Origin of the sequence: Streptomyces sp. NPDC053560 (genome assembly GCF_044544605.1) — a bacterium.
Lineage (GTDB): Bacteria > Actinomycetota > Actinomycetes > Streptomycetales > Streptomycetaceae > Streptomyces.
The window spans coordinates 115,330-137,216 of the sequence record NZ_JBITXI010000004.1; the positions used below are offsets into that span (position 1 = coordinate 115,330).

The following is a 21,887-nucleotide window of genomic DNA, read 5'->3' on the forward strand; positions in this document are numbered from 1 at the left end:
ACTCTTGTCAAGCAGCAATCCGCTGCGTGACGCCGCGGACCGACGGCTCCCGCGTATCGCGGGGCCGTCGGGCCTCGTCATCTTCGGCGTCACGGGCGATTTGTCACGTAAAAAGTTGATGCCGGCGGTTTATGACCTGGCCAATCGTGGCCTGCTGCCGCCGGGCTTCTCGCTCATCGGCTTCGCCCGCCGCGACTGGGAGAACGAGGACTTCGCCCAGGTCGTGCACGACGCGGTCAAGGAACACTCGCGGACCCCGTTCCGCGAGGAGGTCTGGCAGCAGCTCAGCCAGGGCATGCGCTTCGTCCAGGGAACCTTCGACGACGACCAGGCCTTCGAGACGCTCAAGTCCACGATCCAGGACCTGGACAAGGCCCAGGGCACCGGCGGCAACTTCGCGTTCTACCTCTCGGTGCCGCCGAAGTTCTTCCCCAAGGTCGTCCAGCAGCTCAAGCACCACGGGCTGGCGGACCAGAAGGCCGACTCCTGGCGCCGCGCGGTCATCGAGAAGCCGTTCGGCCACGACCTGGAGAGCGCGCGGGAGCTCAACCGCATCGTGCACGAGGTGTTCCCGCCGGAAGAGGTCTTCCGGATCGACCACTACCTCGGCAAGGAGACGGTCCAGAACATCCTGGCGCTGCGCTTCGCCAACACGATGTTCGAGCCGCTGTGGAACCGCTCCTACGTGGACCACGTACAGATCACGATGGCCGAGGACATCGGCATCGGCGGCCGGGCCGGCTACTACGACGGCATCGGCGCAGCCCGTGACGTGATCCAGAACCACCTCCTCCAGCTGCTCGCGCTGACCGCCATGGAGGAGCCCGCCTCCTTCGACGCGGACGCGCTGGTCGCGGAGAAGGCCAAGGTCCTCGGCGCGGTCAAGCTCCCCAGGGACCTGGGCAAGGAGACCGTACGGGCGCAGTACGCGGAAGGCTGGCAGGGCGGCGAGAAGGCCGTCGGCTACCTCCAGGAGGACGGCATCGACCCCAAGTCGAAGACCGACACCTACGCCGCGGTCAAGCTGGGCATCGACAACCGCCGCTGGGCGGGCGTGCCCTTCTACCTGCGTACCGGCAAGCGCCTGGGCCGCCGCGTCACCGAGATCGCGGTCGTCTTCCAGCGCGCCCCGCACTCCCCCTTCGACCACACCGCCACCGAGGAGCTGGGGCAGAACGCCCTGGTCATCCGGGTACAGCCGGACGAGGGCGTCACCGTGCGGTTCGGCTCGAAGGTGCCGGGCACCTCGATGGAGGTGCGGGACGTCTCGATGGACTTCGCGTACGGCGAGTCCTTCACGGAGTCCAGCCCCGAGGCGTACGAGCGCCTGATCCTCGATGTCCTCCTCGGCGACGCCAACCTCTTCCCGCGCACGGAGGAGGTCGAGCTGTCCTGGAAGATCCTCGACCCGATCGAGCAGTACTGGGACACGCACGGCAAGCCCGCGCAGTACCCGGCGGGTACCTGGGGCCCCGTCGAGGCGGACGAAATGCTCGCACGAGACGGACGGAGCTGGCGTCGGCCATGAAGATCGATCTCACCGAAACCACGGCCAGCAAGATCAACAAGGCGCTGGTCCAGGGCCGCCGGGCCATCGGTACCCCCGCCGTCGGCATGGTGCTCACCCTCGTCATCGTCACCGACGAGGAGAACGCCTACGACGCGCTCAAGGCCGCCAACGACGCCTCGCGCGAGCACCCCTCGCGCACCCTGGTCGTCATCAAGCGCGTCAGCCGCTCGCCGCGGGGCCGCGCCCAGGCCCGCCTCGATGCCGAGGTACGGGTCGGCGCGGACGCCGGCACCGGCGAGACGGTCGTGCTGCGGCTGTACGGCGAGGTCATCGACCACGCCCAGTCGGTCGTGCTGCCCCTGCTGCTGCCGGACGCCCCCGTGGTGGTCTGGTGGCCGGTCGGCGGCCCGACGGAGCCGGCCGCCGACCCGCTCGGGACGCTCGCCCAGCGCCGTGTCACCGACACCTACGCCGCCGAGCAGCCCGTCCAGGAGCTGGCCGCGCGCGCCGAGAAGTACACCCCCGGCGACACCGACCTGGCCTGGACCCGCATCACGCCCTGGCGTTCGATGCTGGCCGCCGCGCTCGACCAGCAGCCGAGCGAGGTCACCTCGGTCACGGTCGAGGGCGAGGAGTACAACCCCAGCTGCGAGCTGCTCGCCATGTGGCTCGCCGACCGGCTGCACGTCCCCGTCCAGCGGACCCTCTCGGCCGGCCCCGGCCTGACGGCCGTCCGGATGGAGACCAAGAGCGGCCCGATCGTGCTGGACCGCGCCGACGGCGCGCTCGCCACGCTGTGCATGTCCGGCCAGCCGGACCGTGCGGTGGCGCTGCAGCGGCGGGAGACCGCCGAGCTGCTCGCCGAGGAGCTGCGCCGGCTCGACCCGGACGACACCTACGCGTCCGCGCTGAAGTACGGCGTGGAGCGGCTGGGTGCGTACAAGGACGGGCTCCCGGGCGAATCGGCGAAGACCGCCGAGGACGCCGAGCGGGAGGCCGAGGCGCAGGCCGCCGAGGAAGCCCCCAAGGGCAAGGCAGCGGCGAAGAAGGCGCCCGCGAAGAAGGCGGCCGCCAAGTGAGCGCGCCGCAGGTCGTCGTCCACCGCGACAAGGAGCTGATGGCGAAGGCCGCGGCCGCCCGGCTGATCACGAAGATCGTGGACGCCCAGGCGGCGCGCGGCTCGGCCTCCGTCGTCCTGACCGGCGGCCGCAACGGCAACGGGCTGCTCGCGGCCCTCGCCGAGGCGCCGGCCCGGGACGCGGTCGACTGGTCCCGGCTGGACCTGTGGTGGGGCGACGAGCGGTTCCTGCCCGAGGGCGACCCGGAACGCAACCACACCCAGGCCCGCGAGGCGCTGCTGGACAGCGTCCCGCTGGACCCGGCGCGGGTGCACGTGATGGCGCCGTCCGACGGCGGGTACGGCAACGACGCGGACGCCGCGGCCGAGGCGTACGCCGCCGAACTGGCCGCAGCCGCGGGCCCGGAGGACCACGGTCCCGTCCCGTCCTTCGACGTCCTTCTCCTGGGCGTCGGCCCGGACACCCACGTCGCCTCGCTCTTCCCCGAGCACCCGGCGGCGCGGGAGACCGAGCGGACGGTGGTCGGCGTGCACGGCGCGCCCAAGCCGCCGCCCACCCGGATCTCGCTGACCCTGCCCGCCATCCGCGCGGCACGCGAGGTCTGGCTGCTCGCCGCGGGTGAGGACAAGGCGAACGCGGCCGCGATGGCCCTCTCCGGCGCGGGCGAGATACAGGCCCCCGCCGCGGGCGCGTACGGCCGCAGCCGCACGCTCTGGCTCCTGGACGAGGCAGCCGCCTCCCAGCTGCCGCGGGACCTGTACCCGCCGGCCTCTGCCTGAGCCGTCACCGCGAGGGGCCCGCACCGGACACCGGTGCGGGCCCCTCGCGTCGTCGGTCCCGGGCTGCGCGTACGGTCGGTCCCGGGCTACGCGTACGGATTCGGGGCCGGGCCCCGCCGCGGCGGGTGCCCGGCCCGGGGCGGTGCCCCGGGATGGTCCCGCAGCCGTATGCCGTGGAAGCGCCGCAGCCGGCGCATCTCCAGCAGGGCGATCAGGGTGACCAGGACGGGCGCGCCCAGGATGAAGACGGTGCCGAGCCGCGCCCCGAGGCCGTGCAGATCGCCGGTGGCCAGGTCGGGCAGCGCCATCAGCCACGAGGTGACGGCCGCCAGGACCGGCGGCAGGCAGCGGTGGACGGCACCGGTGCCGAAGAAGTTGCCGTTCACCCGCAGGGCGGCCTGGATCATGAAGCCCAGCAGCCAGAGGACCACCGGGAGCAGCACCACGACGCCGCCCTGCTGCGTGAAGTACACACACAGCAGGACCGTGCCGGCCAGCGCCCCCACGAACCCCACCAGCAGCTTCAGGCAGCCCAGAAGCGTGTGCCGCAGCGGCCGCAACGGCCCGCCGCGCCGCCAGACCAGCAGCATCACGCCGACCGTCAGCGGGGTGATGAGCAACAGGACCAGGCCGGCGACCGCGATGTTCTCCACGGCCTGGGTGAGGTCGAAGTCGTGGGCCACGAAGGTGTAGACACCGAACGACACGAGCAGGCCGGCGAGGACACGGATGCGCTTGAGCCGCTCCACGGCCGGGTCGTCCGCCTCCGGCACCCACTCCGGATGGAAGAGCCGCCAGGCCGCGTGCTTGGGGTCGGCCATCCCCCACCGGGACCGATGCCGCCCGCTTCCTCCGCCCCACAGCCAGCGCCACAGCATGCGCGTATCCCCCGAACGAACGCGGTACCGATGATCGTCCGGGGGATATTAGCCGACAGCCTGCGCACCGTACGGCGAACGGCGGCTCAGCAGGTCACTGCTGCCGCTCCCGTTCCTGGCGCACCATGGCGTTGGCCAGGTGCGCCGGGTCCTGGAGGTCGCCCACCGCGACGCCCTCGACGTCCTCGTCGAGGGTGTTGTACGGGCCGAGACCGGCCTCCTTGTCGCCCTGCTCCACCTCGAGGTGGCGGGCGGCCACCTCCTGCTGCTTGGCCGCCGGCTGGGCCGCCAGCCACTCGCGGTTCTCCGGCGTCAGCAGGTTCAGAAAGCTCAAGAGCGCGTCCTCGTGCACCGGGATCAACGCCCCCGCATCGTGCGGTAGGTGGCCACGAGCGACTTCGTCGAGGCGTCCAGCCCCTCGACCTCGGCGCCCTCGGTGAGCGCCGGCTCCACGCGCTTGGCGAGGACCTTGCCGAGCTCCACGCCCCACTGGTCGAAGGAGTCGATGTTCCAGACGGCGCCCTGGACGAACACCTTGTGCTCGTAGAGGGCGATCAGCTGGCCCAGCACCGACGGGCTGAGCTCCTTGGCCAGGATGGTGGTGGAGGGGCGGTTGCCCTTGAACGTCTTGTGCGTCACCAGCTCCTCCGGCACGCCCTCGGCGCGCACCTCCTCCGGCGTCTTGCCGAAGGCCAGCGCCTGGCCCTGCGCGAAGAGGTTGGCCATCAGCAGGTCGTGCTGGGCGACCAGGCGGGGCTGGAGGTCGTCCACGGGCTGCGCGAAGCCGATGAAGTCGGCCGGGATCATCTTCGTGCCCTGGTGCAGCAGCTGGTAGTACGCGTGCTGGCCGTTGGTGCCCGGCGTGCCCCAGACCACCGGGCCGGTCTGCCAGCTCACCTCGTCGCCGTCACGGCCCACATACTTGCCGTTGGACTCCATGTCCAGCTGCTGGAGGTAGGCGGTGAACTTGGAGAGGTAGTGGCTGTACGGCAGCACCGCGTGCGACTGCGCGTCCCAGAAGTTGCCGTACCAGACGCCCAGCAGGCCGAGCAGCAGCGGTGCGTTCTCCTCGGGCGGCGCGCACCGGAAGTGCTCGTCGACCAGGTGGAAGCCGGCCAGCATCTCGCGGAAGTGCTCCGGGCCGATCGCGAGCATCAACGACAGGCCGATGGCCGAGTCGTACGAATAGCGGCCGCCGACCCAGTCCCAGAACTCGAACATGTTGGCCGTGTCGATGCCGAACTCGGCGACCTTCTCGGCGTTGGTGGACAACGCCACGAAGTGCTTGGCAACAGCTTCGTCGCCCGCGTTCAGACCCCTCAGCAGCCACTCGCGGGCCGACTTCGCGTTGGTGATCGTCTCGATGGTGGTGAAGGTCTTCGAGGCGATGATGAACAGCGTCTCGGCCGGGTCCAGGTCGCGCACGGCCTCGTGCAGGTCCGCGCCGTCGACGTTGGAGACGAAGCGGAACGTCATCTCGCGGTCGGTGTACGCGCGCAGCGCCTCGTACGCCATGGCCGGGCCCAGGTCGGAGCCGCCGATGCCGACGTTGACGACGTTCTTGATGCGCTTGCCGGTGTGGCCCTTCCAGTCACCGTTGCGGATCCGGTCGGTGAACACCTGCATCTTGCGCAGCACGGCGTGCACGGCGGGGACGACGTTCTCCCCGTCGACCTTGACGACCGCGGACTCCGGCGCGCGCAGCGCGGTGTGCAGCACCGCGCGGTTCTCGGTGATATTGATCTTCTCGCCGCGGAACATGGCGTCCCGCAGCTCGGTGACCTTCGTCGCGGCGGCCAGCTCACGCAGCAGCAGCAGCGTCTCGTCGGTCACCAGGTGCTTCGAATAATCCAGGTGCAGGTCGCCGACCTGGAGCGTGTAGCGCTCCGCGCGGCCCGGGTCCTGGTCGAACAGCTCGCGCAGATGCGTGCTCGCGAGTTGTTCGCGGTGCTTGCCCAGGGCCGCCCACTCGGACGTCTGGTCGAGCCTGCTGCGGCCATCTGCGTTCATCTCGGACATCAGCCTTCTTTGGTCTCGTATCGGCCCCGCCACCCTCCAACCTAATTGATCAGGGGAGGAGATGAGATGTCCGCCCGCGGTCGATCGGCTGACGCCCGTGTGTCCGTACCGGATTCACCTGCGAGGCCACTCCAACAGCGGAACGCGACCGGCCCGGCAGGAAGGCCAGAACCTTCCGGCCGGGCCGGTAACCACTCTTCTCTTCGTCCGTACCGCCGCGCGCGAGGCGTCGTCAGATCTCGCCGCGGAGCTTGGCGAGTGCCTCCGCGAGAATCGCCTCACCGTCCGCGTCCGTGCGGCGCTCCCGTACGTACGCCAGGTGCGTCTTGTACGGCTCGGTGCGCGGCGGGTCCGGCGGGTTGTCCCGGTCCTTGCCTGCGGGGAAGCCACAGCGCGGGCAGTCCCAGGTGTCAGGAATCTGCGCGTCGCCGGCGAAGCTGGGCTGTGTCTCGTGCCCGTTGGAGCACCAGAAGGAGATGCGGATGCGCGGCGCGGACTCGCCCCGCTCGGCCTCCCCCATCGGCCCCGCCCCGACCCGACTTCCTCGGATCGCGTTGCCACTTGCCACGGTCGTAACTCCCTGCGTCATGGTGCTGCGAAGCATCGACGGGATTCTTCGCTGCGGAGCGCCCCAGTCTACGTAAGGCCCAACGCGCGTCCAGTGACAGGAGTTACCCGGCCACGGAAGGACGCCGCACTCATGATAAGCCGCGCCCCCGACGGTATGTCAGTTGTCCAGCTTCATCAGGATGCCGAGAACGACGATGCAGGCGAACCAGAGGAGGCCCACGACGATGGTGATGCGGTCGAGGTTCCGCTCGGCCACGGAGGAGCCGCCGACCGAGGACTGCATGCCGCCACCGAACATGTCGGACAGGCCGCCGCCCTTCCCCTTGTGCATGAGCACCAGCATCATCAGCAGCGCGCTGAAGACGATGAGGGCGATCGAGAATCCCATGACCACGGCTGGACCAACTCTCTAGGACTGACGGACGGGAAGTGCGGTTGTGATGCGGAGGGGGCCGGGTCGGCATCGTGTGACACCGGTCCCGGCCCCGACAGCCTACGACGGGCCGGGCCCGCCGTCATAGCCGCTGCTCACAGTGGTACGGAGCGCGGCCGTGACCGTTACTGGTCGCGGAATCGAACGATCTTGACGAACTCGTCCGGGTCCAGCGCCGCACCGCCGATCAGGGCGCCGTCGACGTCCGGCTGCGCCATGATCGCGGCGACATTACCGGACTTCACCGAGCCGCCGTACTGGATCCGCACCTTGTCGGCGAGCTCCTGGCTGTACAGCTCCGCGAGGCGGCCGCGGATCGCACCGCAGACCTCCTGCGCGTCCTCGGGCGTGGCGACCTCGCCGGTGCCGATGGCCCACACCGGCTCGTAGGCGATGACGATCGTCTCGGCCTGCTCGGCCGGGACGCCCTCGAGGGCGCCGTCGACCTGGGCGAGGGTGTGCGCGACCTGATTGCCGGCCTTGCGGACGTCCAGGCCCTCACCGACGCAGAGGATCGGGGTGATGCCGTTCTTGAAGGCGGCCTTGACCTTGGCGTTGCAGACGGCCTCGTCCTCGCCGTGGTACTGGCGGCGCTCGCTGTGGCCGACGGCCACGTACGCGCACTTCAGCTTGGCGAGCATGGAACCGGAGATCTCACCGGTGTAGGCACCGGAGTCGTGCGCCGAGACGTCCTGGGCGCCGTACTTGATCTTCAGCTTGTCGCCGTCGACCAGCGACTGCACCGACCGCAGGTCGGTGAAGGGCGGCAGGACCGCGACCTCGACGGCCTCGTAGTCCTTGTCGGCGAGTGCGAAGGCGAGCTTCTGGACGTGGGCGATGGCCTCCAGGTGGTTGAGGTTCATCTTCCAGTTGCCCGCCATCAGCGGGGTGCGTTCCGTCACGGTTCTTCAGTCCTCCAGAGCGGCGAGGCCGGGGAGCGTCTTGCCTTCGAGGTATTCGAGGCTGGCGCCGCCACCGGTCGAGATGTGGCCGAAAGCATTCTCGTCGAAACCGAGCAGACGTACGGCAGCGGCCGAGTCACCGCCGCCGACGACCGTGAACGCGTCCGAGTCGAGCAGGCCCTTCGCGACGGCCTTGGTGCCGTTCGCGTAGTCGGGGTGTTCGAAGACGCCCATCGGGCCGTTCCAGAAGACGGTGGCCGCGTCCTTGAGCTTCTCGGCGTACAGCTCACGGGTCTTCGGGCCGATGTCCAGGCCCTCCTGGTCCGCCGGGATGGCGTCGGCGGCGACCACGGTGGGGTTGGCCGGGGCCTTGGTCTTCAGGTCCGGGAATTCGGCGGAGACCAGCACGTCGACGGGGAGGACGAACTCCACGCCGCGCTCGTCGGCGCGCTTCATGTACTCCTGGACCGCCGGGATCTGGTCCTCCTGGAGGAGCGAGATGCCGACCTCGTGGCCCTGGGCCTTGAGGAAGGTGTACGCCATGCCGCCGCCGATGAGGATGCGGTCGGCCTTCTCCAGCAGGTGGTCGATGACACCGAGCTTGTCGGAGACCTTGGCACCGCCGAGCACCACCGCGTAGGGGCGCTTGACGTCCTCGGTGAGCTTCTTCAGAACGGTGACCTCGGCGGCGATCAGGTCGCCCGCGGCGTGCGGCAGACGGGCCGGCAGGTCGTACACCGAGGCGTGCTTGCGGTGCACGGCGCCGAAGCCGTCGCCCACGTAGAGGTCGGCGAGGGCGGCCAGCTCGTCGGCGAACGCGCCGCGCTCGGCGTCGTCCTTGCTGGTCTCGCCCGCGTTGAAGCGGAGGTTCTCCAGGACGGCCACCTCGCCGTCGCCCAGGCCCGCGACAGTGGCCTTCGCGGACTCGCCGACCGTGTCGGTGGCGAACGCGACGGGCCGTCCGAGCAGTTCGCCCAGCCGCTCCGCCGCCGGGGCGAGCGAGAAGGTCGGGTCCGGTGCGCCCTTGGGGCGGCCCAGGTGCGAGGCCACGACCACCTTGGCGCCCGCCTGCGCGAGCTTGGCGATGGTCGGCTGCACGGCGCGGATGCGGCCGTCGTCGGTGATGGTGGTGCCGTCCAGCGGCACATTCAGGTCGGCGCGGACGAAGACCCGCTTTCCCGCTACCTGAAGGTCGTCGATCGTCTTCATGGTGACTCCGTGGCTCTGTTCGGAAAGTCAGTCATAGCACGGGGCCCGTACGACGCTTCATCGCGTCGTACGAGCCCCGTCCTCACATCTCGCTGGTGCTGCCCTGCGGGTCAGGCAGGGATCAGAGCTGGCCGCCGACGAAGACGGTCAGGTCGACCAGACGGTTGGAGTAGCCCCACTCGTTGTCGTACCAGCCGACGATCTTGACCTGCTTGCCCTGGGCCATGGTGAGGCCGGAGTCGAAGGTGCAGGACGCCGGGGTGTTCACGATGTCCGAGGAGACGATCGGGTCCTCGGTGTACTCCAGGATGCCCTTCAGCTGGCCCTCGGAGGCCTTCTGGAAGGCGGCGTTGATCTCGTCGGCGGTGACCTCGCGGTCCAGCTCCAGGACGAGGTCGGTGACCGAGCCGGTGGGCACGGGCACGCGCATGGCGATGCCGTCCAGCTTGCCCTTGAGCTGCGGGAGGACCAGCGCGGTGGCCTTGGCGGCACCGGTGGAGGTCGGGATGATGTTCTCCGCGGCGGCGCGGGCGCGGCGCAGGTCCTTGTGCGGGAAGTCCAGGATGCGCTGGTCGTTGGTGTACGCGTGGACCGTGGTCATCATGCCCTTGACGATGCCGAAGTTCTCGTCGAGAACCTTGGCCATCGGCGCCACACAGTTGGTGGTGCAGGAGGCGTTGGAGATGACGTGGTGGTTGGCCGCGTCGTACTTGTCCTGGTTGACGCCCATCACGATGGTGATGTCCTCGTCCTTGGCCGGAGCCGAGATGAGGACCTTCTTCGCGCCACCGGCGATGTGCTTCTCGGCGTCGGCCTTCTTGGTGAAGATGCCGGTCGACTCGATCACGATGTCGACGCCGAGGTCGCCCCAGGGGATGTCCGCAGGGTTGCGCTCGGACAGCACCTTGATGGTGTGGCCGTCGACGGTGATGGTGTCCTCGGTGTGCGACACCTCGGCCTTGAGGCGGCCCAGGATGGTGTCGTACTTCAGGAGGTGCGCGGTGGTCGCGGTGTCACCCAGGTCGTTGACAGCCACGATCTCGATGTCCGCACCCTGCTCCAGCAGCGCGCGGAAGTAGTTACGACCGATGCGGCCAAAGCCGTTGATGCCTACGCGGATCGTCACGAAACCGATCTCCTCGTTGGTACGGCGGTTTGTGCACCGCCGAGCTGTATGGGATGTCCCCGACCGCCTCCGACCCTACCCCCTGTACGAGACGTACGTGACATTGACATGGGGCCCTCCTTCTGCTCAGGTGAGCACCCCTGAGCCCCTCTGACGCCCTTGTGCACGGGCCCCACGTCAGTACGCATGCGCCCCCGGCACCCAGTGCGGGTATCGGGGGCGTGTACTGACAAGTAGCGATCCGGTTCAGCCGACCATGCCCTCCGCGAGGTCGTCGGCGAGATTGGATTCCGTACCCGGAATGCCGAGATCCTGTGCGCGCTTGTCGGCCATCGCGAGCAGCCGGCGGATCCGGCCGGCGACCGCGTCCTTGGTGAGCGGCGGGTCGGCGAGCGCGCCCAGCTCCTCCAGGGAGGCCTGCTTGTGCTCCATGCGCAGCCGGCCCGCGGCCGCGAGGTGCTCCGGCACCTCCTCGCCGAGGATCTCCAGCGCGCGCTGCACACGGGCGCCGGCGGCGACCGCGGCCCGCGCCGAGCGGCGGAGGTTGGCGTCATCGAAGTTGGCGAGGCGGTTGGCCGTGGCCCGCACCTCGCGTCGCATTCTGCGCTCTTCCCAGGCCAGTACCGATTCGTGCGCGCCGAGCCGCGTCAACAGCGCGCCGATCGCGTCACCGTCACGGACCACCACCCGGTCCACGCCGCGCACCTCACGGGCCTTGGCCCCGATGCCGAGCCGGCGGGCCGCGCCGACCAGCGCGAGCGCCGCCTCCGGGCCGGGACAGGTCACCTCCAGGGAGGAGGAGCGGCCGGGCTCGGTGAGCGAGCCGTGGGCCAGGAACGCGCCGCGCCAGGCGGCCTCCGCGTCGCAGGTGGCCCCCGAGACCACCTGCGGGGGCAGGCCGCGGATGGGACGGCCGCGGCCGTCCACCAGGCCGGTCTGGCGCGCGAGCTGGTCGCCGCCGGCCACCACCCGGACGACGTAGCGGCTGCCGCGGCGCAGTCCGCCGGGCGCCATCACCACGAGGTCCGAGGAGTGCCCGAAGATCTCCAGGATGTCCTTCCGGAGCCGCCGGGCCGCGATGCCCGTGTCCAGCTCCGCCTCGATCACGATCCGCCCGCTGACCAGGTGCAACCCGCCCGCGAACCGAAGGATCGACGAGACCTCCGACTTCCGGCAGCAGGTCCGGGTGACGGGGAGCCGGGAGATTTCGTCCTTCACCGCTGCCGTCATCGCCATGGGCCGATCCTTCCATGCATCCGAAAAATACGGTCGTACGCGGCCGCCAGCAGCTCGGGGTCGTGCCGAGGAGAACCGCCCCCGGGCATTCCCTGGGAGGCTTCGCCTTGAGCGGCCACGGCCGCCAGCTCGACCTCGCTGCCGAAGAGCTCCTTGGCCACTCCGGACAGGCTTTCCCGGTCGGGCACGGCGTCCTGATCGGCCAGCACCACGTCGAAGGCGAGTTTAGGGGCGTGTCGGGCCAAAACCTCCAAATGACGCTGCGGGGAAAACCCGTCCGTTTCCCCCGGCTGGGGTGCGAGGTTCAACGAGAGAACCTTACGTGCCTTGGTCTCCTCCAGCGCCTCGCGCAGCTGCGGCACCAGGAGGTGCGGGATCACGGAGGAGAACCAGGACCCGGGGCCGAGCACCACCCAGTCCGCGTCCCGGACCGCCTCGACGACCTCCGGGACGGCCGGCGGGGCCTCGGGAACGACGTGTACGGACTGCACCTCGCCGCGGGTGAGGGCGACCGTGGCCTGGCCGCGGACGGTGGAGATCTCGTCCGGACGGCTTTCGTGATGGCCCTTGACCAGGGCCTGGAGCTCCAGCGGCACGGCGGACATCGGGAGCACCCGGCCGTGCGCGCCCAGCAGCTTGCCGACCAGGTCCAGCGCCTGGACGTGATCGCCCAGCTGTTCCCACAGGGCGACGATCAGGAGATTTCCCACAGCGTGGTCGTGCAGCTCGCCGCCGCTCTGGAAGCGGTGCTGGATCACCCGGGCCCAGGTCTGGCCCCAGTCGTCGTCGCCGCACAGGGCCGCGAGGGCCTTGCGCAGGTCGCCCGGCGGCAGGACGCCCAGCTCGTCGCGGAGCCGGCCGCTGGAGCCGCCGTCGTCGGCGACGGTGACCACGGCGGTCAGATCGCGCGTGATGCGGCGCAGTGCGGCAAGCGAGGCGGACAGGCCCATGCCGCCGCCCAGGGCGACGACCTTCGGAGTGGCGCCCTTCGGCGAGCTGCCCCGTACGAGCCGGCGTACGCGGCGCATTCGGGGCGCGCGGCTGGTCACTCGCGCCCCATGTCCCGGTGGACGACGACCGTCTCGACTCCTTCGGAGACCAGGCGGCGGGCGAGCTTCTCCGACATGGCGACGCTGCGGTGCTTGCCGCCCGTGCAGCCGACCGCGATGGTCACGTACCGCTTGCCCTCGCGGCGGTACCCCTCGGCGACGATGCGCAGCAACTCGGCGTAGCCGTCCAGGAACTCCTTGGCGCCGGGCTGGCTGAAGACGTAGTTGGACACCTCTTCGTTCAGGCCGGTGTACGGGCGCAGCTCCGGGACCCAGTGCGGGTTCGGAATGAAGCGGCAGTCCACCACGAGATCGGCGTCGACCGGCAGGCCGTACTTGAAGCCGAAGGACATCACCGTGGCCCGCAGCTCGGGGACCTCCTCGCCGGCGAACTGGGCGTCCATCTTGGCGCGCAGCTCGTGGACGTTCAGGCTGGAGGTGTCGATCACCAGGTCGGCGTCGCCACGCAGCTCGCGCAGCAGGTCGCGCTCGGCCGCGATGCCGTCGACGATGCGGCCGTCGCCCTGCAGCGGGTGCGGGCGGCGGACCGACTCGAAGCGGCGGACCAGGGCCTCGTCGGAGGACTCCAGGAAAACGATCCGGCGCTTGACGTGCGCGGCGTCCAGCGCGGCCAGGGACTCCTTGAGGTTGTCGAAGAAGCGCCGGCCGCGGACGTCGACGACCACCGCGATACGGGCGACGTTGCCCTGGGAGCGGGCGCCGAGGTCGACCATCGGCGGAATGAGCTCCGGCGGGATGTTGTCGACCACGAACCAGCCCAGGTCCTCCAGGCACTTCGCCGCCGTGCTCCGCCCGGCCCCCGACATCCCGGAGATGATCACCAGCTCGGGGATCGCGGGGCTGCGGTCCTGGTCGTCGCGGATCGGCGCCGCACCCATCTGCGCGCCTTCTCTCTCGGTCTGCTGCTCGGGGCTGCTGTCGCTCATCGTTCCTGTCCCTGTTCTGAAGGCAACGCGGCCTGCGGTGCCCCCTCATCTTCAATGATCTCTCCGGTGGCGGTGTTGACCGCCGGGGCGGCCGGAGCGGCCTGGGCCAGGGTCGCCGCGACGGTCTCGGCGGTCTTGCGGCCGACGCCGGGCACCTCGCAGATCTCCTCGATCGTCGCGGCCCTGAGTTTCTTCAGGGAGCCGAAGTGCTTCAGGAGGGCCTGGCGGCGACTCTCGCCGAGGCCGGGCACGGTGTCCAGGGGGCCCGCCGTGAGTCGCTTGCCGCGCTTGTTGCGCTGATAGGCGATGGCGAAGCGGTGCGCCTCGTCGCGGACGCGCTGGAGGATGTACAGCCCCTCGCTCGTACGGGGCAGAACGACCGGGTCCTCCTCGCCGGGCACCCAGACCTCCTCCAGGCGCTTGGCCAGCCCGCAGACCGCGACGTCGTCGATGCCCAGCTCGTCCAGCGCCCGCTGCGCCGCCGCGACCTGCGGCCGGCCGCCGTCGACGACGACGAGCTGCGGCGGGTACGCGAACCGCTTGGGGCGGCCCTCCTCGTCCTTCGGACCCGTCGAGGGCCCGTCGAGGCCGCCCGTCTCCGGGGCGGGCCCGGAGAGGTCCGCCGGTCCCGGCGCGGGTCCGGAGACCGGTCCGGCGGCGTCCGGTCCGGTCTCCTCCTCCCATTCGCCGGTCTTCTGCTTCTCCGCCAGGTACCGCTTGAAGCGGCGGGAGATCACCTCGTGCATCGACCGGACGTCGTCCTGGCCCTGGAAGGTCTTGATCTGGAAGCGTCTGTACTCGCTCTTGCGGGCCAGCCCGTCCTCGAAGACGACCATGGAGGCCACCACGTCGTCGCCCTGGAGGTGGGAGATGTCGAAGCACTCGATGCGCAGCGGCACCGAGTCCAGCTCCAGCGCCTCGGCGATCTCCTCCAGCGCCCGGGAGCGGGTCGTCAGGTCGGAGGCGCGCTTGGTCTTGTGCAGCGCCAGCGCCTGCTGGGCGTTGCGCTCGACCGTGGCCATCAGGTCCTTCTTGTCGCCGCGCTGCGGGATGCGCAGCGAGACGTTCGACCCGCGGCGCTCGGTCAGCCACTGCTGTACCGGCTCTACGGGGTCGGGCAGCGCCGGGACCAGGACCTCCTTGGGCACGGCGTCGCCGCGCTCCTCCCCGTAGAGCTGCTGGAGGGCGTGCTCCACGAGGGCCCCGCTGTCGACGTTCTCGACCTTGTCGGTGACCCAGCCGCGCTGGCCGCGCACCCGGCCGCCGCGCACGTGGAAGATCTGGACCGCGGCCTCCAGCTCGTCCTCGGCGAGGGCGATGAGGTCGGCGTCGGTGGCGTCGGCGAGCACGACGGCGCTCTTCTCCATGGCGCGCTTGAGCGCCTCTATGTCGTCGCGCAGCCGGGCCGCCCGCTCGTACTCCATCTCCTCGGCGGCCTCGCCCATCAGCCGCTCCAGGCGGCGGATGTACGCGCCGGTGCGGCCGGCCATGAAGTCGCAGAACTCGTCGGCCAGTTCGCGGTGCTCCTCGGCGGAGACCCGGTCCACGCACGGGGCCGAGCACTTGCCGATGTACCCCAGCAGGCAGGGGCGGCCGATCTGGCGGGAGCGCTTGAAGACGCCGGCGGAGCAGGTCCGGACGGGGAAGACCCGCAGCATCAGGTCGACGGTCTCGCGGATGGCCCAGGCGTGCGCGTACGGACCGAAGTAGCGCACGCCCTTCTTCTTGGCGCCGCGCATGACCTGGACCCGCGGGAACTCCTCGTTGAGGGTGACCGCGAGGTACGGATAGCTCTTGTCGTCGCGGTACTTGACGTTGAACCGCGGGTCGAACTCCTTGATCCAGCTGTACTCCAGCTGGAGCGCCTCGACCTCGGTGGAGACGACGGTCCACTCCACGGCCGCGGCGGTGGTGACCATCGTGCGCGTGCGCGGGTGGAGATTCGCGAGGTCCTGGAAGTAGTTCGACAGGCGCTGACGCAGGCTTTTGGCCTTGCCTACGTAGATCACCCGCCGGTGCTCGTCCCGGAACTTGTAGACCCCCGGCGAGTCGGGGATCTGTCCCGGCTTGGGTCGATAGCTGCTGGGGTCTGCCATGTCCGCCACCCTACTGGTGACCACTGACAACCCGGGCACAGGCGAGGACACCGGCCGGCACGCCTGGCAGGCCCCGGCCCGCGGCGGAACGCGTCGCCGGGGGCCGGGGCCGGTGTGGGGGGTGGCGCTGTGGAGCCGCCCACGGAAGCCGCTGGGAGCGGCTGCGCAGGCCGTGGATCAGCGGCGCAGGCTGCGGGAGACGAGCGCGCCGCCGACCGCCAGCACGAGCACGGTGCCGAGGGCGGTCAGCACCGCCACCAGCGGCCCGCTGCCCTCGGAGGCGGCCGCCGCGACCGGCTGGGCGGCCTGCCCGGCGGCCGGGCGGTCCGCCGCGGCGCCGGAGGGCCGGGCGGCCGCTCCGTAACCGCCGGCCTCGCCGCGCCGGTCGTACGCCGAGCCGGGCAGCTTGTCGCCGTAGGCCGCGCGCACCCGCTTCCCGTACGCGGCGACCGTCGTCCCGGCCGTGCCGACCGCCCGCCGCGCGTCCGCGTCCAGCGGCCGGATGCGGTCCCCGCGCAGGACATACCAGGCGTCGATCTGCGGCTCGCGGAAGAGCGTGCCGCCCGCGGCCCCGGCCTTGGCCGCGTACGTCGTCTCGTCCGCGCCGGTGGCGATGTTCACCACCCGCCAGTCCTCCGCGCCCTTGGGACGTACGGTCCACACCGACGCCTCCTGGCCGTCGGCGGAGACGGCCTTGCTGGCGAGGAAGTCGAGCTTCGCCACGGGGGCGCCGGAGCGGCCGCGCACGAAGTCCGGCGAGAGCACGTAGACGGGCACGGTGGCGCCCTCGATGCGCGGCGCCGCCGCCTTGACGCCCACCTTGCCGTCGCGGGCGAAGAAGCGGGCGAGGGTCTTCAGTGTGTCCGGCGCGGTCGCCGCCTCGTGGGCGGCCGCCACGCTCGCCGCGGCCGGCTTCCCGGGCGGCGCGGGGGTCTCGGCCGCCGACGCGGCCTGCGGGGCGAGCGCGGCGAGCGCGGTGGTCAGCGCCGCGGTGACGGCGCCCCGCTTCACGTTCCTGTGCGTCATCGCCTCAGGCTCCGATCCGGTAGAGGGAGTGCGTCCAGGAGAACTCGCTGCCGTTGACGTAGTAGCGGTAATCGCCCCAGTTGTAGCGGTTGTTGTCCGGCCAGGGGTCGCCCCAGTACACCCAGTTGTTGGCGGTGTCGAAGCCGTGGAGGACGTGCATGTGACCGCCTCCGGAGGACCACTGGATGCGGGTCTCCACGGGCCTGTTGGCGTTGATCTCGCTCTGCACGGTGCTGTAGTTCAGGTAGCCGCTGACGTAGCTGCCGGGGTTGACCCCGGCCCAGTCGAGGCCGTTCTGCACGTCCCCCAGGGTCGCCTGGCTGTTGGGACAGGTGGTCCCCTGCTGCCGCCCGAAGGAGGCGTTGCAGAACTGGTTCTGGCTGTAGTTGCGGCCGAACCAGGTGGCGATGGTGTTGCCGGAGGCCGCCCAGCACCAGTTGCTGTTCTGCTGGGCCTGCATCGTGATGTTCAGCTTCTTGCTGCCGAGGGCGGTGTCGGGGGCGGCCGTCGCCGTCGCGGCGGGGAAGCCGGTGAGGACGGCGGCGACGGCCGCGATCAGGGGCCATCTGCGGCGCGTTGCGCGGGTACGGCACGAGCGTGTGCCGCGGGACGGTCGGTGCATGGCGGTCCTCCCGAGGGGGGTGGGAAGAGGGAGAGGAACGCATCCGGATGATGCTGAGGAGCATCGGGTGTTGTCCGGGGCAGGTCAACACGCTTCAATGCGAGATGACGCGGGGGTGTGGACGGACGGTCCCTGGTGTGAACGTCCCCTGCCCGGCGATCTGCGAGGAACGGACAGCGCCAGCGGGACGTGTGAACTCCGGTTGTGAACGTTCACCCCGCGCACCGGAGGGTTGGCAATGGCACAGGACACCGCCGCATCGGACGTGCTGGCACAGGTGCTGCGCACCGGGCCGTTCCACCTGGCCCTGCGGGCCGCACTGGCCGAACGCGGCCTGGCCCTGCACCGCGTGCAGTACAAGCTCGCGCAGCGCGGCATCAAGGTCGGCGTCACCAGCCTCAGTTACTGGCAGCAGGGCGCCCGCCGCCCGCAGCGCCCCGAGTCGCTGCGCGCGGTGACCGCCCTGGAGGAGGTGCTGGAGCTGCCGGCCGGCTCCCTGACCCGGCTCCTGGAGTCCCAGACCCCGGTGTTCCCGGACGTGGAGCGGCCCACGGGCCGGTCGTACCGCACCCTGACCGAGGCCTCCGACGTGGTGCGCAAGCTCCTCGCCGACCTGGGAGCGCCCACGGACGGCGGGCTGCACACCGTGGGGCAGTCGGAGCGGGTGCGCATAGGGGCGCGGCGCGAGCTGCTGGACCGCGAGTCGCAGCACGTGGTGCGCGCGCACCGGGACGGCATCGACCGGTACGTCGCCATCCACTGCGGTGACGAGGGCGCCGATCCGGCGCGGATGGCGGTGCGGGCCACGGAGAACTGCCGGGTGGGCCGGGTGCGGTACGACCCCGAGGCGCCGCTCGTGGTCGCCGAGCTGCTCTTCGACACCCGGCTGCGGGCCGGCGAGACGTACGTCTTCTCCTACGGGTTCCACGACGGGACCGCGGGCGAGAGCACGGAGTACCTGCGCGGCTTCCCGTTCCCCGGCGGGCAGTACGTCCTGCAGATCCGCTTCGACGAGGCGGCGCTCCCCGTGCGCTGCGGCCGCTTCGCCCAGGCCACGATGGCCGCGCCCCGCACGGCCCGCCAGGACCTGACCCTCACGGGACAGCACCGCGCCGTCCACCTGGTCGACCAGTCGGTACGCCCGGGCCTGCTCGGCATCGAATGGGACTGGGGCTGAGCCCTACGGGGCGTGGAGGCGCAGTCCTTCGGGACGCGGAGGCGCAGCCCTTCAGGGGTGGCGGAAAGGCAGCCCTACGGGGGCGCCGAAGCGCAGCCCTACGAGCCCGCGATCAGCTTGCCGCCCTTGACCTTGACCGGGATCTCCTCCAGCGGCGTGGTCGCCGGCCCGTGCACGGGCTTGCCCGTGGCCACGTCGAACCGGCTCCCGTGCAGCGGGCAGGTCGCCACTTCCTTGTCGAGCCTGTTCAGTACCGCGCCGGCGTGCGTGCACACCGAGCTGAAGCACTTGAACTGTCCCTCGGCCGGCTGCGAGACGACCAGCTTCTCCTCGGGGTAGAGCTTGGCGCCGCCGACCGGTATCTCGGCGGCAGCGCCCAGCTCCGTCTCCTGCGTGGGCGCCTTCGGGGCCGAGCCCGACCCCGAACCGCCCGCGGAGCACGCGGCGGCGCCCACGCAGGCGATGCCCGCGAGCGCGGCCCCTCGCAGCACGGTACGGCGGTGGAGGGGCTCGCTCATGGTCATGACTCCTGCGTTCCGGGGGCGGGATGCTGTCCCCGGGGTGCGCGCCCCCTCGCGGGACGCGCGCGCTCTCAGGGGCCGACGCTGCTTCCCGACGATACCGGGACGGAATCCGTGCCCCCGGCCGGGTCCGCCGGATCGCTCGCCGTCCTCCGCAGCAGGTCCTGTTCGATCTCCTCCAGGCTGCGCCCCCTGGTCTCCGGGAGCAGCTTCCGCACGAACACGAAGGCGAGGAACGTCATCACCGCGAAGAAGAGGAAGTTGGCACCCGCCCCGAAGGTGTCTAGGAGCGAGGGGAACACCAGCGCGACCGCCATGTTGAACAGCCAGTTGAAGATCACGCACAGGCCGACCGCCGCCGCCCGCAGCCGCATCGGGAACAGCTCGGGCAGCATCACCCACTGCACCGGCCCCCAGGAGACGGCGAACGACGCGATGTAGAGGCCGATCCCGAAGAGCGTGAGGACGGACAGCAGCGCGCCGTACCCGAGTCCGCTGAGGTTCGTGACGGCCAGCAGCACCATCGCGGCGCACATGCCCAGCGCGCCCCACAGGAGCAGCGGCTTACGCCCCTTGCGGTCGATCAGCCGCATCGCGGGCAGCGTCATCAGCATGTTCAGCGCGCCGACGCCCATCGTGGCGATGATCGCGCCGCTGTCCCCGAAGCCGACGTTGGTCAGCAGCCGGGGCGCGTAGTAAATGATCGTGTTGATGCCGACGAAGTTCTGGAAGAACACCAGCAGCATCCCGACCACGAACACCGGCCGCAGCTTCGGCGACAGCAGGTGCCGGAAGGTCAGGCTCTCGGTCTGCTCGCGCTCGGTCCGTACCGTCTCCTCGATCTCGGCCAGTTCGGCCCGGGCCGCCTCGCCCTCCCCCCGCAGCTGGAACAGCACCCGTCGCGCCTCGTCGCCACGCCCCTTGCCGACGAGCCAGCGCGGGCTCTCCGGCTGCGTGATGATGCCGACCGCCAGCACCGCGGCCGGCACGACGCCGAGCCCGATCATCCAGCGCCAGGCGCCGGAGTCGTGGAAGACGTAGTCGGTGACGTACGCGAGGAAGATGCCGACCGTGACCAGCAGCTGCATCAGTGAGGCCAGCCCGCCGCGTACGTGCTTGGGCGCCAGCTCGGTCAGGTACAGCGGCACGACGACGGATGCGATGCCGACGCCGATGCCGAGGACGAAGCGGAAGGCGATCAGCGCCCAGACGTGCGTGGCGAGCGCCGCGCCGAGCGTGCCCAGGATGAAGACCCCGGAGGCGGCGAGGATCAGCCGCCGGCGGCCCCAGGAGTCCGACAGCCGCCCGGACAGGCCGGCGCCCAGCATCGCGCCGACCAGCAGCCCGGAGACGACCATGCCTTCCAGCAGCGGGGTCATCGGGATGTCCCGCTTGATGTAGAGCAGCGCCCCGGAGATCACGCCGGTGTCGTAGCCCCACAGGATGCCGCCGAGGGCGCCGAAGACCCAGATCAGCCCGTTCTTGAGGCGAGAGGCCCGCTGTGTCGCGGGGGCCGCGGTTGCCATCTGCTTCACCCCTCGTCCGGCGCGATGTGGATCTTGCGGCCGGTGCCGGCCTTGAAGCGGGCGACGGCTTCGTCGAAGTCCTCCAGCCCGAACACGTCGCTGACCAGCGGATCCAGGTCGAGCCCTGAGGCGAGCACATCGATGGCGGGCTGGAAGCTGTTGTGCACGGCCATCGAGCCGATGATGTCGATCTCGCTGTTGTAGACGAGGTACGGCGAGAACGCGGCCTTCCGGGACGGGTCCGCCACGCCGAACTGCAGGAACGTACCGCCCTTGCGCACGCGGCCGAGCCCGTCCTCGATGGCGGGCACGGCGCCGGTCGCGTCCACGACCACCTCGAAGCCCGGCCTCTTGCCGCGCCCGAGCTTGTCCGCGCTGGTCACGGCCGCGTCCAGGCCGAACGACTCGGCGAACTCCAGCCGCTCCTCGTTCAGGTCGACCACCGAGACGGAGGCGGCGCCCGCCGTCCGTACGAGCGCGGCCATCATCAGGCCCATCGTGCCCGCGCCGTAGATCAGGTAGTGCTCGCCGGGGCGGCGCGGCAGCCGGTTCAGCCCGTGCACCGCGCAGGACAGCGGCTCGATCAGGCCGGCCGCGGCCTCGGAGAAGGACGCCGGGATCACGTAGCAGCAGCGCGTCGGGACGGCCACCTGCTCGGCGAAGCCGCCCGCCTGCGTGACGCCGATCGCCCGGTAGTCCTCGCAGAGGTTCCCGCGGCCGATCCGGCAGTAGTGGCAGGCGCCGCACGGCATGTTGGGGTCCACGGCCACCCGGTCGCCGACGGCCGGTACGGCGACGCCCTCGCCGACCGCGATCACCTCGCCGGTCAGCTCGTGCCCGGGGACCACCGGGTACGTCACCGGCGGCAGCTCGCCGCCGAGGATGTGCATGTCCGTCCCGCACAGGCCGCACGAGGAGACGCGGACGACGACCTCGCCGGGTTCAGGCCGGGGGTCCGGCACGTCGGCCGGGGCGGCTCGCCCCGGCTCGGTGACCACGACAGCGCGCATATCGCGCCTCCACTTCGTTGTGCTGCGGCTTCTGGGTACTGCGGCTGGTGCTGGTGCGGCTGCGCCGCTTCCCGCCCCGAGGCTCCGCGCGGGGGCTCCGTCGCGCCTCGGTTCCGTGGGGCTTCGCCGGCCCTCGGTTGCCGGGAGGCTAGCTCGCACGTAAACGCTTACG

The 21,887-nt window shown here is 70.9% G+C and carries 21 protein-coding genes; 4 read left to right on the forward strand and 17 right to left on the reverse strand.

Annotated features, from left to right (window positions below):
- Window positions 1-4 precede the first annotated feature (4 nt).
- Genes zwf through pgl form a run of 3 tightly spaced genes read left to right on the forward strand, consistent with a single transcriptional unit; the run spans window position 5 to window position 3,368 of the window.
- Window positions 5-1,528: a glucose-6-phosphate dehydrogenase gene (gene zwf / locus ACIGQF_RS10370; protein ID WP_399707840.1), complete on the forward strand. Its 1,524-nt coding sequence runs from the start codon at window positions 5-7 to the stop codon at window positions 1,526-1,528.
- Window positions 1,525-2,589 carry a glucose-6-phosphate dehydrogenase assembly protein OpcA gene (gene opcA / locus ACIGQF_RS10375; RefSeq protein ID WP_399707842.1) on the forward strand — a complete coding sequence of 355 codons (1,065 nt, stop codon included), beginning with the start codon at window positions 1,525-1,527 and terminating at the stop codon, window positions 2,587-2,589. The genes zwf and opcA overlap by 4 nt, the downstream gene beginning before the upstream one ends.
- Window positions 2,586-3,368, forward strand: coding sequence for a 6-phosphogluconolactonase (pgl, locus tag ACIGQF_RS10380; RefSeq protein ID WP_399707845.1), 783 nt, complete (start codon window positions 2,586-2,588; stop codon window positions 3,366-3,368). Before opcA ends, pgl begins: the two co-directional genes overlap by 4 nt.
- Window positions 3,369-3,454: 86 nt before the next feature.
- Here pgl and ACIGQF_RS10385 read toward each other — a convergent pair whose 3' ends face one another.
- The 14 genes from ACIGQF_RS10385 to ACIGQF_RS10450 all read right to left on the reverse strand — a co-directional run bounded on the left by ACIGQF_RS10385 (window position 3,455) and on the right by ACIGQF_RS10450 (window position 17,481).
- Window positions 3,455-4,189 carry a hypothetical protein gene (locus tag ACIGQF_RS10385; RefSeq protein WP_399707847.1) on the reverse strand — a complete coding sequence of 245 codons (735 nt, stop codon included), beginning with the start codon at window positions 4,187-4,189 and terminating at the stop codon, window positions 3,455-3,457.
- A 151-nt stretch (window positions 4,190-4,340) separates the two neighbouring features.
- Entirely contained in the window at window positions 4,341-4,580 is a 240-nt protein-coding gene (locus tag ACIGQF_RS10390; protein WP_399707849.1) for a hypothetical protein, read from the reverse strand.
- Window positions 4,581-4,603: 23 nt separating this feature from the next.
- Window positions 4,604-6,256: a glucose-6-phosphate isomerase gene (gene pgi / locus ACIGQF_RS10395; RefSeq protein ID WP_399708577.1), complete on the reverse strand. Its 1,653-nt coding sequence runs from the start codon at window positions 6,254-6,256 to the stop codon at window positions 4,604-4,606.
- 241 nt (window positions 6,257-6,497) lie between these two features.
- Entirely contained in the window at window positions 6,498-6,833 is a 336-nt protein-coding gene (locus tag ACIGQF_RS10400) for an RNA polymerase-binding protein RbpA (protein ID WP_078600932.1), read from the reverse strand.
- A gap of 159 nt (window positions 6,834-6,992) precedes the next feature.
- Complete coding sequence (gene secG, locus ACIGQF_RS10405) at window positions 6,993-7,223, reverse strand: preprotein translocase subunit SecG (RefSeq protein ID WP_199896898.1); 231 nt, start codon at window positions 7,221-7,223, stop codon at window positions 6,993-6,995.
- 170 nt (window positions 7,224-7,393) lie between these two features.
- Complete coding sequence (gene tpiA / locus ACIGQF_RS10410; protein ID WP_399707852.1) at window positions 7,394-8,170, reverse strand: triose-phosphate isomerase; 777 nt, start codon at window positions 8,168-8,170, stop codon at window positions 7,394-7,396.
- A 6-nt stretch (window positions 8,171-8,176) separates the two neighbouring features.
- Window positions 8,177-9,379, reverse strand: a complete 1,203-nt coding sequence (locus ACIGQF_RS10415) for a phosphoglycerate kinase (protein WP_399707853.1) — start codon at window positions 9,377-9,379, stop codon at window positions 8,177-8,179.
- A gap of 121 nt (window positions 9,380-9,500) precedes the next feature.
- On the reverse strand, window positions 9,501-10,505 hold the full coding sequence (gene gap, locus ACIGQF_RS10420) for a type I glyceraldehyde-3-phosphate dehydrogenase (protein WP_399707855.1): 1,005 nt from the start codon (window positions 10,503-10,505) through the stop codon (window positions 9,501-9,503).
- A gap of 246 nt (window positions 10,506-10,751) precedes the next feature.
- A complete protein-coding gene (whiA, locus tag ACIGQF_RS10425) occupies window positions 10,752-11,741 on the reverse strand; it encodes a DNA-binding protein WhiA (RefSeq protein ID WP_031065284.1) in 990 nt (329 codons plus the stop codon).
- Window positions 11,732-12,790, reverse strand: coding sequence for a uridine diphosphate-N-acetylglucosamine-binding protein YvcK (yvcK, locus tag ACIGQF_RS10430; RefSeq protein WP_399707857.1), 1,059 nt, complete (start codon window positions 12,788-12,790; stop codon window positions 11,732-11,734). Before yvcK ends, whiA begins: the two co-directional genes overlap by 10 nt.
- Complete coding sequence (rapZ, locus tag ACIGQF_RS10435; RefSeq protein WP_361560895.1) at window positions 12,787-13,689, reverse strand: RNase adapter RapZ; 903 nt, start codon at window positions 13,687-13,689, stop codon at window positions 12,787-12,789. The genes yvcK and rapZ overlap by 4 nt, the downstream gene beginning before the upstream one ends.
- Window positions 13,690-13,733: 44 nt before the next feature.
- Window positions 13,734-15,833 (reverse strand): excinuclease ABC subunit UvrC, encoded by a 2,100-nt coding sequence (gene uvrC, locus ACIGQF_RS10440; protein WP_399707858.1) that lies wholly within the window; start codon window positions 15,831-15,833, stop codon window positions 13,734-13,736.
- 177 nt (window positions 15,834-16,010) lie between these two features.
- The gene (locus ACIGQF_RS10445; RefSeq protein WP_399707859.1) at window positions 16,011-16,859 is read right to left on the reverse strand and encodes a hypothetical protein; all 849 of its coding nucleotides are present in this window, start codon (window positions 16,857-16,859) and stop codon (window positions 16,011-16,013) included.
- Window positions 16,860-16,863: 4 nt separating this feature from the next.
- Window positions 16,864-17,481: a papain-like cysteine protease family protein gene (locus ACIGQF_RS10450; protein WP_399707861.1), complete on the reverse strand. Its 618-nt coding sequence runs from the start codon at window positions 17,479-17,481 to the stop codon at window positions 16,864-16,866.
- Window positions 17,482-17,719: 238 nt separating this feature from the next.
- Between ACIGQF_RS10450 and ACIGQF_RS10455 the strand changes: the two genes are divergently transcribed.
- Window positions 17,720-18,658, forward strand: a complete 939-nt coding sequence (locus ACIGQF_RS10455; protein ID WP_399707862.1) for a hypothetical protein — start codon at window positions 17,720-17,722, stop codon at window positions 18,656-18,658.
- A 98-nt stretch (window positions 18,659-18,756) separates the two neighbouring features.
- Here ACIGQF_RS10455 and ACIGQF_RS10460 read toward each other — a convergent pair whose 3' ends face one another.
- The 3 genes from ACIGQF_RS10460 to ACIGQF_RS10470 all read right to left on the reverse strand — a co-directional run bounded on the left by ACIGQF_RS10460 (window position 18,757) and on the right by ACIGQF_RS10470 (window position 21,715).
- Window positions 18,757-19,176: a Rieske (2Fe-2S) protein gene (locus ACIGQF_RS10460; protein ID WP_399707864.1), complete on the reverse strand. Its 420-nt coding sequence runs from the start codon at window positions 19,174-19,176 to the stop codon at window positions 18,757-18,759.
- Window positions 19,177-19,250: 74 nt separating this feature from the next.
- Window positions 19,251-20,705, reverse strand: a complete 1,455-nt coding sequence (locus tag ACIGQF_RS10465) for a sugar porter family MFS transporter (RefSeq protein WP_399707865.1) — start codon at window positions 20,703-20,705, stop codon at window positions 19,251-19,253.
- A 5-nt stretch (window positions 20,706-20,710) separates the two neighbouring features.
- Window positions 20,711-21,715, reverse strand: coding sequence for a zinc-dependent alcohol dehydrogenase family protein (locus tag ACIGQF_RS10470; RefSeq protein ID WP_399707867.1), 1,005 nt, complete (start codon window positions 21,713-21,715; stop codon window positions 20,711-20,713).
- Between the last annotated feature and the right edge of the window lie 172 nt (window positions 21,716-21,887).

Bases quoted from the DNA above. Each gene is read 5' to 3' on its own strand.
- opcA (WP_399707842.1), top strand. From the start codon at position 1,525: ATGAAGATCGATCTCACCGAAACCACGGCCAGCAAGATCAACAAGGCG.
- ACIGQF_RS10385 (WP_399707847.1), bottom strand. From the start codon at position 4,189: ATGGCCGACCCCAAGCACGCGGCCTGGCGGCTCTTCCATCCGGAGTGG.
- pgi (WP_399708577.1), bottom strand. From the start codon at position 6,256: ATGAACGCAGATGGCCGCAGCAGGCTCGACCAGACGTCCGAGTGGGCG.
- secG (WP_199896898.1), bottom strand. From the start codon at position 7,223: ATGGGATTCTCGATCGCCCTCATCGTCTTCAGCGCGCTGCTGATGATG.
- ACIGQF_RS10415 (WP_399707853.1), bottom strand. From the start codon at position 9,379: ATGAAGACGATCGACGACCTTCAGGTAGCGGGAAAGCGGGTCTTCGTC.
- whiA (WP_031065284.1), bottom strand. From the start codon at position 11,741: ATGGCGATGACGGCAGCGGTGAAGGACGAAATCTCCCGGCTCCCCGTC.
- rapZ (WP_361560895.1), bottom strand. From the start codon at position 13,689: ATGGGTGCGGCGCCGATCCGCGACGACCAGGACCGCAGCCCCGCGATC.
- uvrC (WP_399707858.1), bottom strand. From the start codon at position 15,833: ATGGCAGACCCCAGCAGCTATCGACCCAAGCCGGGACAGATCCCCGAC.
- ACIGQF_RS10445 (WP_399707859.1), bottom strand. From the start codon at position 16,859: ATGACGCACAGGAACGTGAAGCGGGGCGCCGTCACCGCGGCGCTGACC.
- ACIGQF_RS10450 (WP_399707861.1), bottom strand. From the start codon at position 17,481: ATGCACCGACCGTCCCGCGGCACACGCTCGTGCCGTACCCGCGCAACG.
- ACIGQF_RS10455 (WP_399707862.1), top strand. From the start codon at position 17,720: ATGGCACAGGACACCGCCGCATCGGACGTGCTGGCACAGGTGCTGCGC.
- ACIGQF_RS10460 (WP_399707864.1), bottom strand. From the start codon at position 19,176: ATGAGCGAGCCCCTCCACCGCCGTACCGTGCTGCGAGGGGCCGCGCTC.
- ACIGQF_RS10465 (WP_399707865.1), bottom strand. From the start codon at position 20,705: ATGGCAACCGCGGCCCCCGCGACACAGCGGGCCTCTCGCCTCAAGAAC.
- ACIGQF_RS10470 (WP_399707867.1), bottom strand. From the start codon at position 21,715: ATGCGCGCTGTCGTGGTCACCGAGCCGGGGCGAGCCGCCCCGGCCGAC.